Genomic DNA, 15,684 nt, shown 5'->3' on the forward strand with positions numbered 1-15,684 from the left:
CAGCTCAAAAGAGAGTTCTACGCTTTGCAGCAGCGCTACAACCAACTGTCGTTCGAGATGGCAAGAAACGAGCAGAAAATGAAATACACCGACAATACGACCTTAGTGGCCAAGGTAATGGTGTTAGAGCAGCAGTTGGAGGAGGCAAATCGGGCGTTGGAAGAAAAGACAGAGCAACCGAGACCCCTCACCGTTGGCAGCTACGTGCGAATTGTCAAGCACCGAGCACAACGATATCGCCACTGTATTGGTCAAATCCTGCAAGAGTTTGGGACAGATCGGTTTAAGGTGCGGCTTTCTGGTCAGCGGGTAGCGATTATTTGCCAAGAGGAACAACTCGAATTGGTGAATGTGTTTTTGCCTCCTGCGGATGAATATTTGACGCGAGAGGAGGTTGCGGAGGAAATCGAGGCGGTTTCGTCAGAAAAGCAATTAGAAATCGAGCAACTGCAAGACTCGTTGAAAAAGGCCAAGGTTGCGATCGCGCGTTATAAAGACCCCGGGCAAAACCCCATGATGTTGCGCTGGCAAGAGAAGATTGCCCAGATGAATGCCAAACTCTATGACGCCCAAAAGGAATTAACGCAATTGAAGCAGGAGAACCAAGAACTCAAAGCGCAATTGGAGGGGGAGTCGTCCCGGGTGGGTGAAATGCAAGGCACCAGGACTGACGCGACATAGCAACAGATTTGCAAGAGGAATCGGGGATAAAGTGGGATCCCCAAAAACAGCAATCGCCACCTGGGGGGGGTGGCGAAATGGTTTGGTGAAGAAGAAAATTAGGATAAATCGGTTTGAGGGAAGAATGTCGAGTTCTGTCCGTGGGAGATTGACTTACCCGATCGCGAGAATTAGAGAACCGTAGAGACTTCATCCACCACTTGAATGCGTCCCCGGTACAGAGAGCGCAGGAGGCGATCGAGGCAGAAGCGGTCTTCTTCGCAGAGGGTTTCATCCATGATGGCAGCCATCAGACCGTAGCGATCGGCTTGGGTGATGGAACGAGTGTCTTTGACAGTGGCGAGTAATTCAGAGATGGCACCGGGGAGAAGTTGGATGGAAGGCATAGGACTGTTTTGAACTCGACATCTTTATCTTCGCCCAGTTTCCCCAGATAGACCGTGATTCAAAGGCAGAGGCCATTGTGATAATCCTGGGGGACCGGATGTGACGATCTCAGTAGTATCCCTGTGACTGCGATCGCAATTGAAAAGTTCTCCTCCTGCGCCTCCCATTCGCAGCACCCACCGCCGCCCGGGGGCGGGAGGGCAGTTCGCACCGGACAACTGCTCAGGCTACACCCTCGCCACCGCCCCGGAATCGAATAAGCATTTATCCTTACTTATGGTTCATATTCGTTATTCTTACGTAACGGACCTTTTCAAAACTTCACATCGCTTAATAAACTGTAAAGGACAGCGATAAGTATTTATTCTCATCTATGCTAAACCTTGCGTTTCCTTGGCTAACCGCTATTATTCTTCTTCCGCTCGTCGCTTCCTTAGCGATTCCCGTCCTGCCCGATAAAGACGGTAAAACCGTGCGTTGGTATGCGCTCGGCGTGGGGCTGGCGGACTTAGCGCTGAGTATTTTTGCGTTTTGGCGGCATTATAACTTACACGATCCCAACTACCAACTGGTGGAAAGCTACGCCTGGGTGCCGCAACTGGGACTGAACTGGACCGTGGCGGTGGATGGCATTTCCATGCCCCTAGTCGTGTTAACCGGACTGGTCACCACCCTGGCCATCTTTGCCGGTTGGAACGTCACCTACAAGCCGCGCTTATTTTACTTCCTGATGCTGGCTCTGTACAGCGCCCAGATGGGAGTGTTTGCGGCGGGGGACATGCTGCTGTTCTTCTTAATGTGGGAACTGGAACTGGTTCCGGTTTACCTGCTGATTTCGATTTGGGGCGGACCGAAGCGTCGCTATGCTGCTACTAAATTTATCCTCTACACCGCATTAGCCTCGATCTTCATTTTGGTGGGAGCCTTGGCAATGGCGTTCTATGGCGATACCGTCACCTTTGACATGGCGCAACTGAGTGCCAAGCATTATCCGATCGCCCTGGAATTGGTTCTCTATGCGGGTTTACTGATTTCCTTTGGCGTCAAACTGCCGATTTTCCCGCTGCACACCTGGCTTCCGGACGCTCACGGCGAAGCATCTGCCCCGGTTTCGATGGTTTTGGCAGGGGTGCTGCTGAAAATGGGCGGGTACGCTTTAATCCGGATGAATATCGAAATGCTGCCCAACGCTCATCTGTTTTTTGCTCCCGTGTTAGCTATTTTGGGCGTGGTGAATATTGTCTATGGCGCGCTCACCGCATTCGGACAGCAAAATCTGAAGCGTCGTTTGGCTTGTTCTTCGATTTCCCATATGGGCTTCGTGCTGATTGGAATTGCTTCGTTAACCGAATTGGGAATTAGCGGGGCGGTGCTGCAAATGCTGTCTCACGGTTTGATTGCGGCGGCGTTGTTCTTCCTCTCTGGCGTGACCTACGAACGGACTCATACGTTGATGATGGACAAAATGGGTGGAATGGCCAAATCCATGCCGAAAGTGTTTGCCCTGTTCACGGCGGGTGCGATGGCGTCTCTGGCGTTGCCCGGAATGAGCGGTTTTGTCAGCGAGTTGACGGTGTTTTTGGGCATGGCCTCGAGTTACGCTTACAGCAGCATCTTTAAAGTGGTGGTGATTTTCTTAGCGGCGGTGGGCTTGATCGTGACGCCGATTTACTTGCTCTCCATGCTGCGTCAGGTGTTCTACGGCGAGCAAAATGAAGCCGCAAGTTTGGATTCTTGGGAATGGGTGGATGCGAAACCCCGCGAAATCGCGATCGCCGTTTGCTTGTTGGTTCCGATTGTGGGAATTGGCTTGTATCCCAAGGTGGCGACTCAAACCTATGATGTGAAAACCACGGAAGTGGCGGCTGAGGTTCAGAATGCTCTGCCTATCTTTGCTCAAGAGCAAGAGCGTCTGTTCTCTGGTGGGTTTTTTGCCCCCAGCGTACCGCGTCCCCAGGTGCAAGGGTTATTTAGCATTGCCGAATTGGGTAAAGGGGCTTGAGCCAAATCGGGGGCGGCCGATCGCGCCTGCGCCCCTTTCCTCCCCTCCCCAGCCTGCGTCAGCAGGCTTTTTTATTGGGTAGTTATTACCAGTTGGCAATAATTTATAGTTGGTTCGAACAAAAATTCTCCATCTGAACATCTGTCCCCCTTTGCCCATAGAGGGAGAAAGTGGTGGGCAGCCCTTCTATTTTTTGAGCAGCATTACAGATTGACAAAAATGAGATTTTATGGTCATGGAAGAATTTTGTCAGGATATAGTAATTTTTCCCAGATGAGTGTCAATTAAGAGACATTCTTGAGAATGAGAAACTTCAGCCCAATGACAGATGAGATGGGTGCTACCGATCGAAGAGAATTGTGTGGAGGAAAAAGAAAAATATTTGAGTGTATCGGCTTGTAAGTAGGGGTTGGGAAATCCCAAAAGCACACAGACCTACCCGAAATGGGGGATTAAAGGGTCGGCGATCGCACTCCCACCGAGTCCCAAGCCGAACCACACTCAACCCTATTCCTGAGAGGACTCACCTGCTGTAACGGGAAGGGGTAGCGGATCGGCGCTGCTGATAGCGAGGAATCGCGATCGCGGTTCCGAGGCGCATTTGACAGCCCAGATAAATTTTTAAGTTATCAATCCCGATTAAATGAATTGCCAAATTATCCGAGCTTATAAGAGGAGAGAATAAAATAATGACCGATTTTACAGCCACTTTAAAAAATTACAATTCTTCAGCAGGGTCGCGCAAGTCCAGCAAACGCTGGCCCATTTATTTCGGGTTAGGACTGGTGACGAATGCCCTGGTTTGGGGAGCAGCGATCGCCTATTTGACCTTAAAAGCACCAAGTTACGCCACCGAGTGGGCGATTACCATGCCCGGAGTCAGTTCCATGACCAAAGTAGATGTTCCCGGAATTGGCGGAAGTTCCTCTCAAACCGACTCTCCTTACAAAAGCGAATCCCACGATCCGAGGGAGAACTATAAATTCATCGCCGATAGCGAAGCCGTAATCGCCGCCGCCGCGCAGGATGTGAATATCCCGGTGAAAAAATTTGGCGAACCTCGGATCGAAGTAGTGGGAAACACCACCTTGATGATATTTGGCATCAAAGGAGAGACCGCACAACTGGCGCAAGAAAAAGCGATCGCCCTTCACCAAGCCTTTCAAGAGCGGTTGGACGAACTGAGAACCCAAGAAATGGCCGCCCAAGACCAGACCTTGCAAAAGCTATTGAGCCGATCGCAGAAAAACTTGCAAAAAGCCCAACAACGGTTGTCAGAATACAAAGCAACCGCGAGCATCAGTTCGGTGCAACAAGTGCAAGACCTGTCAGTTAACGTGGAAAACCTGCGGCGACAAAAAGCCGAACTCCAAGCGCAACAACAACAAACCAACGCGCGCCTGAACCAGCTCTCCCGGGACTTAGAACTGACAGCGCAAGAGGCAAACGAGGCATTCGTGCTGCAAGCGGATCCGATGTTTCAGGATTACTTGACTAAATACAAACAAGCCAGTGCGGAATTAGTCAGTTTGAATTCCATTTATAAAGCCCAGCATCCGCAAATGCTCGCCAAGCAGAAAGAGATAGATGATGCGAGAACCGCATTGATGCGACGTTCCGAAGCCGTTTTAGGGCGTCCGGTGAATCCTCGCGAGTGGGAAACCCAAATCAACGAAGGTAGCAGCAGCACCTCAGCGGGAATGCGACAGAACTTAATGCAACAATTGATTGCCGTTCAAGCAGAGAATGAAGGACTTGTCGCAAAAAACAGAGAACTAGACCAACAGATTGTGCGGTTAGAAGGGAGGCTGAAAAAGCTCTCCGTGCAAGAATCCACCTTGGAAAATTTAAAGCGTGACGTGCAAATTGCCGAAGCGGTATTTTCTTCTACTTTAACGCAGTTAGATATGAGTAAGTCCAAGGTGTTTTCGGTTTATCCGCAGATTCAAATGATCCGACCGCCAAAGGTGCCGAAAGAGCCGAGTTCGCCGAAGACATTATATGCGATTTTGGGAGCCGGGATGGCCACGGTATTTTTAAGCACCGGATGTATCGCCTTGTGGCTGCGCGATCGCCACATGCAAAAAGCCAAGCAGAGAAAGCGAAGCGAGCCGCACAACCCGCTGATTGTAGCCGATTCTCATACGCAAAATCCCAGTCACATCTCTAGCCGATGAAGCCGCAAAATTTTCCCGAAAAATTAGTTTGGTATTACATTATCGGCACTTATATCATCTACTTCATGGGTGCCCAGTATGTGTTTGGGCCGATGTTAGCCTACATACTGACCTTTTATCTCCTGAGAAAATGGTGGATGCAAACCGACGAGACTCCCCCAGAAGAGCGGATTACCCTTTGCCTGAGTAACTGGGTTTGGATTGTCTGCATTCTCCTGATAGAAGTTGCCTTAATTGCCGGACATATCGACTACAATTTAGGGCTGACTCAAATCGCCAAGTCCTCGGTGAATGGTTGGCTGCGAAATTGGGTACTGCTGGCCTTATTTCCCCTGGCAGCACATCTAAAAATTCGCCCCCAGTTAATTTATCGAGCGGTTGCCATTCTGTGCGTTCAAAGCTTAATTTTAGTGCCCATCGGGTATTTGGCTTATGCCGCCAACCTTCCCAGCAAACTCTATACCTCGCCGCTCTCGGTGTTTGGGGGGAGCGATTTGTATAACGTTTATTTAATGTACCAGTTCGATCCTGCGGACGAAAAGCCCCGCATGTTTTTATTTGCGCCCTGGGCACCTGCTCTGGGATTGGTGGCCAACATTTATTTTTGGTTGTCCGCCCAGGATTCCAGCAAAGTCTGGCGTTGGTTGGGAATGGCGGGGGCGGTGGCGATGATTATCTCCTCAGCGTCTCGGTTATCCTTAGTGGCTTTATTCTTCGTGCCCCTTGCCATGTGGGGGTTAAGTCAGCTCGTGAAACCTTGGATGCAATTTACCGCAGGATTTGCCAGTGCGTTGCTGGGCATGTACGCCCCCACGGTCATCGAAATGATGGAAAATTTCAAACGTCAGTTTACCCAAGCACGTGCCAAGTCTTCCTACGTGCGCGCCCTGCTGGGGAGAATCGCGATCTATCGCTGGCGGACTGAAGCTCCGATTTGGGGGCATGGCATTATCGAGCCACAAGGGCCAAAAGTGGTAGAAAACATGCCGATTGGCTCTCACCATACTTGGTTCGGTCTGGTTTTTCTGCATGGGTTGGTCGGTTGTCTCGCTTTGGGATTTGCCTTCCTGTGGAGTTTTACGGTATTATTAGTGAAATCCTATTATTCTCAGGTGGCCAAAGTGGGATTTGCGATTATGATAATCCTGTTCCTGTTTACCTTTGCCGAGAGCATTCAAGCGTTAGCTTATATCTATTGGCCGGGATTAATTATTGTGGGAATGGGATTGAAAGATAATGCAGTTGTTCGGGAGGCATCTTGATGATGAACGTTCCAAAAGCCAAAGTATTTTTAGCCAGCGACTACTGTCAAAAACTGGGCGGAGTGAAAACTACCATTGAAAATATGAAACACTCCAAGCTCAGCGAAATGTTTGATGTGGTTGCCGGCGAGCTAACTCTCCTTGATGTGTTATGGGGAAGGCTCGATGCGGATATAATGATTATCAATCAAGCCTGTTCGTGGCGCAAGCTGCCCTATTTATTTGCGTTATGGCTGTTTAAGAAAAAGGCAAAAATTGCCATTATCGAGCATCATTACAGTGCCGGTTTTGAAAAATATAAAGTTCCGAATCGGTTTCGATTTCGCTTGATGCTGCGATTATGCTATGGTTTGGCCGATCGCGTCATCGCCGTTTCCGAACGTCAGGCGGAATGGATGCAGGAAAATAACCTGGTTCGACCCGATAAAATTAAAGTGATTCCGCCAAATACTCGCCTGGAAAACTTTTTTAAAATCCCGCAAAAATCTGCTGACTCTCCTCTTAATGTGGTGGCTTATGGGCGGTTTTGCGAACAAAAAGGATTTGATGTGTTGATGGAGGCGATGAAACTGATGCCAGAAGACAAGGTGAATTTATATGTAGCCGGCAATGGGCCGATGCAAGGCGAATTGCACGAACTGGCACGAGAATTGGAGAATGTTACCTTTTGCGGGCGGGTTGATGATATTCCCAGCTTTTTGCAGCAAAGCGATGCGGTGGTGATTCCCTCGCGATGGGAACCGTTTGGGTTGGTTTGTATGGAAGCCAAAGCGGCGGGAAAACCAGCGATCGTCTCGGATATCGATGGGTTAAGCGAACAGATACAAGAGTGCGGTGTGTTAGTGCCTGTAGAAGATCCGGTGAAGCTTGCCGAAGCGATCGCCAGATTAAGCGAAGACGATTTACTCGCTTGGGGCCAACAAGGGCGAGATTCTCTCAAACAAGCCCGAGAGAGCTTTTTGACCCAATGGAAGACCTTTCTGTGCGAGTTGAGCGATCGCGAAGTTGTGCCATGACAGGCGATCGCATCACCTCCAACAGCGCGTCACATCACCCATAACAGCACATTAGCTGGACGCAACAACATTCATTTCACAAAAGGGTAGAACAATGAACCACACCGTTAAATGGGAGAAATTTTTCAAACGGGGAACGCGAGCGATCGCCCTTCCCAATTGGCAGCAACCGCGCCTCTACGTGCCTGCAGAGACCTTCTGGCAGCGATGGAAAGGAAGTTTCCTGTGCCCCTATCCCAAGCCAAAAACCTACAAATTTTTGTACCTACCGCCCAAGGTAGGTCGTCTCTTACAAAGAGTCAAAGCGGCACTGGGACTCCTGCCCGCGCGCATCGGCGACGCCCGCAGACAGTTACTCGTCGATGAGTTCGTCCGGGATGTCTTGCCTGACTTTCAGTGGGCCGCCATCTCCGTCGGGGTTCCGGGAGAGGCCCAAAAACTGACCCTGCAACTGTGGGACAGCAAAAATCAGATTGTGGGATACCTCAAATATGGGGAAAAGCCCCTGGCTTGTGAGAGACTCGCTCGCGAATATCGCGTCTTGTCTCGCGTTTCTCGCGATCCCAAGCCCCTGAAGTTCGGCACCTTGGGTCGGGGCAAAGCATTGCTCATCACCCCCGTGTTCGGAAAGCACATTACTCCCACACAGCTTCCACCCTCCCCGGAGATTGTCAGCTATATATACAGCTTGACCGTGAGCGATCCGGTACCCCTAGAAGCGCATCCTTGGGTAAATGCCTTTCGCACCGATGCCGAACCTCACGCCCTCCAATGGCTGGAAGCCCTGCGGCATCGCAAGTGGCCGGTGGTGGCCTTTCATGGGGATTTTTCTCCCTGGAATATATTGCAGACCCGAGGCGGCAAAATTGTGGCCATCGATTGGGAATATGGTTCTCCCGAGGGTTTCCCTTACATGGATTTGACCTATTACCTCTTACAAGTCGCCTACTGGTACTTAAATTGGCCTCCCGGGAAAGCAATGGAGTATGCTGTGGAGTTTCTCTCTCATGCCTCCGATGCCAAACTCACGGTGGCAGAAGCAGAGGCGATCGCGCGACTAACTGCCTATAAAAGCTATCAGTTGATGCTTGAAGACGGACATCTCCCCGAGGAACCTCCTCAAAATTGGCGGCGTAAGGTATGGACACATGAACTATATTGCAACGGTTCAACAAAAAGTCAAGAAAAAGCTCAATAACAAGTTCGTTCAAAATATTGGTTGGCTGACGGGCGCAGAAATGGCTATCCGGGTCATTCGCCTGCTGACCACCGTGGTTTTAGCTCGGTTTTTAACTAAATACGACTATGGGTTAGCCGCCATTGTATTAACCACCTATGAATTTACCTTTGTCTTTACCGACATTGGAATTGGTGCCAAGCTGGTGCAAGCCGATGAAGATGAATTGGAAGACTTGTGCAAAAACGCCTATTGGTTGAGCTGGGTGCTGTATTCCGGCTTATTCTTAGGCCAGTGCCTTGCTTCCTTTCCGATTGCTTGGTTCTATGGCGATCGCAATCTCATCCTGCCCATCTGCGTCATGGGAATGGTGCTTCTGATTACCCCAAAAGCCGTGGTTCAAGCTATCTTGCTGCGCCGAGAAAATCGCTTAGAAATCCGCGCTATTAACAATACGGCAGTACAAGGATCGAGCAATCTAATGTCCTTAGCCCTCGCCTATTTCCTCGGTCCTTTGGGATTCGGCGTCTGGGCGATCGTGATTCCCAAAGTGCTGGTGGCTCCCCTGTGGGTTTATATTTACTTAAGAAACCATTCTTGGCGTCCCAGTGGGGGATTTAGAAAAGACAAATGGGGAGAAATCTTTAACTTCGGCAAAAATGTTTTGGGGGTCGAACTGTTAAAAACCCTGAGAACGAATTTAGATTATCTGCTCGTGGGGCGATTTCTCGGAATTAAAGAATTAGGGATTTACTTCTTTGCCTTTAATGCCGGATTGGGAATCAGTCTGAGCATCATTAAATCGATTAAAGCCGCCTTATTGCCTCATTTGTGTAACATGCGAGAAAACCTCAGCCAAATGAAGGGTCAATATTACAAGAGCTTAAAAGCGATCGCGGCACTGATTATTCCCCTTGCCGTGTTGCAATCGAGTTTAGCCCCATTTTACGTGCCCATCGTATTTGGGGAAAAATGGATTGAAGCCATTCCCGTGTTGATGCTCATCTGTTTGTCTGCAATTCCGCGCCCCTTCGGACAAGCTGCCTCACAGCTAATGATTGCCATTGGCAGACCCGATATCGACTTTCGCTGGAATGTCATTTTTACCTTTATGTTTACCCTCAGCATCTTTTTCGGGGTGCAGTGGCAAGCCATTGGGGTCGCGATCGCCGTGTTAATCATTCACGCGATCGCCTTACCGGCCTATACCTTCTGGGCGAGTCGGTATGCCTTTAACAAAAAAGGTTGAACATCGCGGCGCAGGGGAAAACCCCTGCTGCCAAAACTGAACCCCAAATCTGCCAAAAATAGCGGATTTTGTGGAGTTCATCTTACATCTAAACGCAAGAAAACTTAAACTTCAATCAGGAGTGTACTTATGAAATTAGTTTCCGTAATCGTTCCGGTTTATAATGTAGAAGACTACATTGCCGATACCGTGCAGTGCGTGCTCGACCAAACTTATCCCCACTTCGAGTTAATTCTCGTCGATGATGGGTCTCCCGATCGCAGTGTGGAAATTTGTCAGCAATTTGACGATCCGCGCATTAAAATTATCCGTCAGGAAAATAAAGGAGCCAATGCAGCCCGCAATGAAGGCATTCGCCAATCCAAAGGCGAGTATTTAGCCTTTTTGGATTCCGATGATTTGTGGTTGCCAGAAAAACTGGAAAAACATGTGGAGCATTTGGAGCGATCGCCCAAACTGGGTATCAGCTACAGTCGTTCTGCCTTTATCGACGAAGAAAGCAATCCCCTCGGCATCTATCAAATGCCCAAACTCACCAACCTGACCATCGGCGATTTAATCTGTCGAAATCCGATTAGCAATGGTTCCTGTCCGGTGATTCGCAAGCAAGTTTTTGAGGATATCAAATTTGAAGATAACCTCTACGGAAAATCGGAAATGTTTTATTGGGATGAGTGTTTGCAAGGGTCGCAAGACTTGGATTGCTGGTTCCGCATCGCCCTGCAAACTAATTGGAAAATTGAGGGAATTCCGGAAAATCTCACCCTTTATCGGGTCAATTCTGAAGGCATCTCGGCTAAACTGCTTAAAAAGCAAGATTCTTGGGAACAGGTCATCGAAAAAACCCGCTCTTATGCGCCGAAGGTGGTGGCGCAGTGGGAAAATGCCGCCAGAGCTTATCACTTGCGATATCTCGCACGTCGCGCCGTAACCCTGCGCGATGGAAAAATGGCGCGCCAGTTGGTCAATGAAGCGATCGCCACTCATCCAACAATGTTCTTTGAAGAACCCCTCCGCACTGGTGTCACTGTAGGTGCTGCCTATACCATGTCTTTCTTACCGCAATTCTTGTACAAACCCCTCGAATCGATAGCGATGAAACTCAGGGGCAGCAATCAACACAATCAAATCGTCCAAAGTCAGCAGTAAACGATTCCCCCACCCTCACCGGTGGGGACACAAAGCGCCAAGATGCGCGATCGCAACCTCGGTCAATCCAAAAAAAACTGCTGTTACAAATTGCTATTAGGAGTCAACCCATGCAACTCGTTTCTGTTATTATTCCCGTTTACAACGTGGAACAATATATTGCCGACACGGTGCGATCGGTTCTCGCGCAAACCTATTCTAATTTTGAAGTATTGATTGTAGATGATGGGTCCCCCGATCGCAGTGTGGAAATTTGCGAGACCGAATTTGACGACCCGCGCATCAGAATCATCCGCCAGGAAAATCGCGGATTGGCGGGGGCGCGAAACACCGGCATCCGTCACGCAAACGGAGAGTATTTAGCCTTTCTCGATAGCGATGACTTGTGGCGTCCGGAAAAACTCGCCAAACATGTAGACCATTTAAACAATTCTCCCCCGGTGGGCGTAAGCTTTTGTCCTTCGGCATTAATGGACGAAGAAGGGCAATTGTTAGGTAAGTATTTGATGCCACAGCTCACCCATATCGATATTCCTTCTTTGTTGCGCGGAAGTCCGATGGGCAATGGTTCCACCCCGGTAATTCGCCGAGAAGTTTTTGCGGAAATTCGCTTTAGCGAAAATCGCTACGGTACGGTAGAAAATTTTTATTTTGACGAGTCCTTTCGTCAGTCTGAGGATATCGAATGTTGGTTGCGAATTGCCATTTTAACCGATTGGAAATTCCAGGGAATTCCGGAACCGCTGACCCTCTATCGGGTCAACACCGGCGGACTTTCTGCGAATTTTATCAAGCAGTTAGAAAGCAAAGAGAAGGTATTGGAAAAAATTCGCGCTTATGCACCAGAGGCGATCGCGCCCTGGGAAAATATGGCGAGAGCTTACGAATTGCGATATCTCGCCCGCAGTGCAGTACGAGTCAAAAACGGTTCGATGGCGGTAGACTTGATGAACCGATCGCTGTTGACCTACTGGCAAATTTTATTGGAAGAACCCCGCCGCAGTATTCTAACTTTAATGGCAGCTTATGCCCTGCACTTGATGCCTTCTTCCGTTTATTTGTGGTTTGAAGGACAAGGAACTAAACTCAACCGCAGTCCTTCCTAATCCCCTTTTTCTCCTTCCCAGTTTATGCGGGTCAAGCAGAATGGTAGAGACGCGATTAATCGCATCTCTACCGCCTTCTCACCAATCTCTAGGCAAAATATAATTAGCCTAATTGCTTCTTTCTTAGGATTCGCAATCCCTAGGGACTGGCTAAGAAATTCCAAGCAGAACCGCCTTTATAGGTGCGGACAAATTCTTCATAACTATAAGGTTCGACTCCGGCTAACCAATTGCGAACGCTATAAAGTTTATACCCACATTCTTTCACCAGGAAATCATACATCATTTCCGGCGTAGTTTCGTAATAGTCTTTTGCACTGCGTCCGTATTCAAAATACAAGTAAGGCTGATAGGTTTTTAAAATTCTGTTAGCCCCTTGGAAAACCTGCATTTCCGCACCTTCTACATCCAATTTAATGAAGCGAACTGGAAAATCCGGGTCGAGGAGATTGTCCAGGGTTTTGATTTTAATTGGCAGAGGTTCCGGTTCCACATTTTTATAGCCCCATCGCGTATAGTCTCGTTTTTCTAATCCACTGAGCGCCGGGGCATTCGGCACATACCAAAAGGTGGTTTCTCCTTCTTTATCGCTTAACGCCACCTGCTTGACTTCAACTTCTGTAAATCTTTTTTTCAACCGCTCTGCTAAATGGGGGATTGGCTCGAATGCATAGTGATGACCTTCCGGGGCAAATTCGATGATTTTTGTTAAAAAATCCCCCATATTACAGCCGATATCGATACAGTTGGAGGATTTGTCTAAAATCCGTTCCATCATCTGATAGGCCAACGCATCATCTTTGCGACTGGCAATCACGTCAGGGCTGGGAGGATTAATAATATCGGCCACTCTTCTAGCAAGCGGCTCCATAAAGGTGCCTTTAACCGACTCTTTTACCGCATTTTCCAATCTAACTTTTACATTTACCACAATATACTCCTTGCTTTAAAGCTTTTTGGCTTTGCCAATGGTTTGTATTAATATTTCTATTGTAGAATTTTTTCAGAGGTTTGTCAATTTTGTCACCAAAATTGAAGTTTTGTAAATTTAGACACCGATTTCCACCCTCAAAAGAGTCCGGGGAATAATGGACAATAAATCCCGCCCCGGTGAAACTCGCCAATTTTATTCGCTAAAATAATTAATGTAGTGAAAGGGTGAAAAAAAACTGGACAATGCTGCATAAAGTAACATCAAAAGAGCGGTCTTTCTGGCGCTCTTTTTCCACTGCTGCGATAACGCTGCTGGCGGTGGTTTTCTTGCAACCGCTGTTGATAAGTGGTTGTGCTTCCGATGCCAATTCGGTGGCCAGTGTTGAGCCGTCGCAGACGCAGTTTTCCTCGGAATGGAAAAATGTATCGATTGGCGGGGGGGGATATGTGACGGGGATGGAACTTCATCCCCAAGAACCGAATCTCGTTTATACCCGCACCGATGTGGGCGGATTTTATCGCTGGCATCCGGAGGATAAACGGTGGATAGCGGTGACGGATAATTTTCCCTTGTCTGAGGAGGAATACTACGGGGGAGAAGATTTGGCACTAGATCCGGCGAATCCCGATGTGGTGTATATTGCAGCGGGGAAATATACCTGGGGAGAACCGGGCACGATTTTTAAGTCCACCGATCGCGGCGAAACTTGGGTGAAGTCCGATCTGGAAGTGGCGATGGGCGGGAACCAAGAAATGCGCTGGACCGGCGATCGCTTAGCGGTGAGTCCGGTTGATAGCAATTTGCTCTTCTTTGGGTCGCGCCAAGATGGATTGTGGCGATCGCGCGATGGGGGCATGAGTTGGACCGCCGTCAGCAATTTTCCCGCCAATCCGGATCCGGAAATCGGCATTGTGGCGATCGCCTTCGACCCCAACGTGCCAGGGCAATTGTATGCCACCGCCTATGACGATCGCATCTATCGTTCGACAGATTCGGGAGAAACCTGGAGCGCAATGGAAGGAAGTCCCGGAAAAGCCATGAAATTGGCGATCGACCCGGATAGCACCCTATACGTCACCCATGCCACCGGGGTGAGCAAATATACTGAAGGTACCTGGCAAGATATTACGCCCCCCCAAACCAACAATGACGACTCCACTCTATTTAATGGGTTGAGCCTTCATCCCACCGACCCGAATCGAATTATTGTCAGTTTAGGTGATATCAGTTCCACCAAAACATATTATTCTCGCGACGGCGGTTCCACTTGGACCGAAAAAAATCACACCGCCAATCATACCGTACCTTGGTGGCCCGAGCGATATTTCAAAAATCACGTTTCTGACATTGCTTTCGATCCAAATTTTCCCGATCGCGTCTGGTTTGCGGACTGGTATGGCGTCTGGCGTACCGATGATTTTAACGCCAATCCCGTGGTGTGGACTAATTACGAACGCGGTCACGAACAACTGGTAACATTTGACCTGGTATCTCCACCAGAAGGCGCATTGTTACTCAGTGCCGTTGCTGATGTGGAAGGCTTTTATCACCCCCGATTAGACAACTATCCCCAGCGCAAATTCCAATATGAGAACAATGAAAGCTTTCAGGATACCTACAGCATTGATTATTCCAGTCAAAACCCGCAGCACTTAGTGCGCGTCGGGGGCGATCGCTGGAACTCCACTTTTAATGGAGCAACCTCCAAAGATGGCGGTATGACTTGGCAACAATTTCCCAACTTTCCGGACAATTTAATGCCCACCCGAGTGGCAGTTTCCGCCACCGATCCAGAGCGATTTGTGGTCAGCGCCAGCGAAGAAAACCTGCTGCAAACTTCCGATGGCGGCGCATCTTGGCAAACCGTGGAAGGATTGCCGAAAGGTATCTACGGCCCTTGGAATTGGTCGCAACCTTTAGTCGCCGATTCTGTGAATGGAAATCGCTTTTATTACTTCGACGATGGCACAGTTTACCGCAGCGATGATGGCGGCTTATCTTTTAGTGCCACGAACAGCGATTTACCCGATGAAGATTGGTATGCAATTAAAACCAATCCCAACGTGGAAGGAGAAGTTTGGGTGGGTCTGGATTGGGAAGGACTCTATCGCTCTACTGATGGCGGCGAAACCTTCTCCAAAATTCCAGACGTGAAACTAGCCTATTTATTTGCCTTTGGCAAACCTCCCGCCGGCAGCGACATTCCCGCATTGTATTTATATGGAAATGTTGACGGGTTTGGCAATGGAATTTTCCGCTCTCTCGATTTGGGAGAAACTTGGAGCGATATCGGCGATCCGGACAATCCTATTGGCAACGATCCGACGGTAATGGAAGCCAGCAAGCAGCAGTTTGGCTTGGTGTTTTTAGGCACTAAAGGTCGCGGCGTTTATTATAAGTCAATTCCCTCGAATTGAACCGGAATGAGATGGACGCAGTAGTGCATTTGCCCTGGGTAGAGAGGGTTTACTACTGCTGCATCCATCCCTTTAAACTCAAAAAAAAACGGAGTTCCGACTATGACGAACTCCGTTTTTTTGGCTT

12 protein-coding genes are annotated in these 15,684 nt (G+C 48.9%); 10 read left to right on the top strand and 2 right to left on the bottom strand.

The features are described 5' to 3' along the window. Positions 1-681: hypothetical protein (locus AC0QH1_RS25245; protein WP_324634189.1), on the top strand; the 681-nt coding region annotated here is incomplete at its 5' end. A 170-nt stretch (positions 682-851) separates the two neighbouring features. On the opposite strand, the gene AC0QH1_RS25250 is transcribed toward AC0QH1_RS25245, so the two are convergent. Beyond that, complete coding sequence (locus tag AC0QH1_RS25250; protein ID WP_324634190.1) at positions 852-1,067, bottom strand: hypothetical protein; 216 nt, start codon at positions 1,065-1,067, stop codon at positions 852-854. Between the two features lie 374 nt (positions 1,068-1,441). Between AC0QH1_RS25250 and AC0QH1_RS25255 the strand changes: the two genes are divergently transcribed. The 8 genes from AC0QH1_RS25255 to AC0QH1_RS25290 all read left to right on the top strand — a co-directional run bounded on the left by AC0QH1_RS25255 (position 1,442) and on the right by AC0QH1_RS25290 (position 12,206). Continuing rightward, positions 1,442-3,070 carry an NAD(P)H-quinone oxidoreductase subunit 4 gene (locus tag AC0QH1_RS25255; protein WP_324634191.1) on the top strand — a complete coding sequence of 543 codons (1,629 nt, stop codon included), beginning with the start codon at positions 1,442-1,444 and terminating at the stop codon, positions 3,068-3,070. Between the two features lie 689 nt (positions 3,071-3,759). Then, positions 3,760-5,247 carry a GumC family protein gene (locus tag AC0QH1_RS25260; protein WP_324634192.1) on the top strand — a complete coding sequence of 496 codons (1,488 nt, stop codon included), beginning with the start codon at positions 3,760-3,762 and terminating at the stop codon, positions 5,245-5,247. Then, a complete protein-coding gene (locus AC0QH1_RS25265; RefSeq protein WP_324634193.1) occupies positions 5,244-6,509 on the top strand; it encodes an O-antigen ligase family protein in 1,266 nt (421 codons plus the stop codon). Before AC0QH1_RS25260 ends, AC0QH1_RS25265 begins: the two co-directional genes overlap by 4 nt. Beyond that, a complete protein-coding gene (locus AC0QH1_RS25270) occupies positions 6,509-7,525 on the top strand; it encodes a glycosyltransferase family 4 protein (RefSeq protein WP_324634194.1) in 1,017 nt (338 codons plus the stop codon). Before AC0QH1_RS25265 ends, AC0QH1_RS25270 begins: the two co-directional genes overlap by 1 nt. Before the next feature lie 94 nt (positions 7,526-7,619). Next, positions 7,620-8,723, top strand: coding sequence for a phosphotransferase (locus AC0QH1_RS25275; RefSeq protein WP_324634195.1), 1,104 nt, complete (start codon positions 7,620-7,622; stop codon positions 8,721-8,723). After that, a complete protein-coding gene (locus tag AC0QH1_RS25280) occupies positions 8,674-9,951 on the top strand; it encodes a lipopolysaccharide biosynthesis protein (protein WP_324634196.1) in 1,278 nt (425 codons plus the stop codon). Before AC0QH1_RS25275 ends, AC0QH1_RS25280 begins: the two co-directional genes overlap by 50 nt. A 129-nt stretch (positions 9,952-10,080) precedes the next feature. After that, a complete protein-coding gene (locus AC0QH1_RS25285) occupies positions 10,081-11,100 on the top strand; it encodes a glycosyltransferase family 2 protein (protein ID WP_324634197.1) in 1,020 nt (339 codons plus the stop codon). Between the two features lie 110 nt (positions 11,101-11,210). After that, the gene (locus AC0QH1_RS25290; RefSeq protein ID WP_324634198.1) at positions 11,211-12,206 is read left to right on the top strand and encodes a glycosyltransferase family 2 protein; all 996 of its coding nucleotides are present in this window, start codon (positions 11,211-11,213) and stop codon (positions 12,204-12,206) included. 139 nt (positions 12,207-12,345) lie between these two features. Here the strand turns inward: AC0QH1_RS25290 and AC0QH1_RS25295 are convergent, their stop codons facing one another. Next, positions 12,346-13,137, bottom strand: a complete 792-nt coding sequence (locus tag AC0QH1_RS25295) for an FkbM family methyltransferase (RefSeq protein WP_324634199.1) — start codon at positions 13,135-13,137, stop codon at positions 12,346-12,348. A 227-nt stretch (positions 13,138-13,364) separates the two neighbouring features. On the opposite strand from AC0QH1_RS25295, the gene AC0QH1_RS25300 reads away from it, so the two are divergent. Next, positions 13,365-15,557 (top strand): VPS10 domain-containing protein, encoded by a 2,193-nt coding sequence (locus AC0QH1_RS25300; protein WP_324634200.1) that lies wholly within the window; start codon positions 13,365-13,367, stop codon positions 15,555-15,557. The last annotated feature ends 127 nt before the right edge of the window (positions 15,558-15,684 follow it).

The sequence above is a fragment of the Phormidium sp. CCY1219 genome (genome assembly GCF_055795085.1).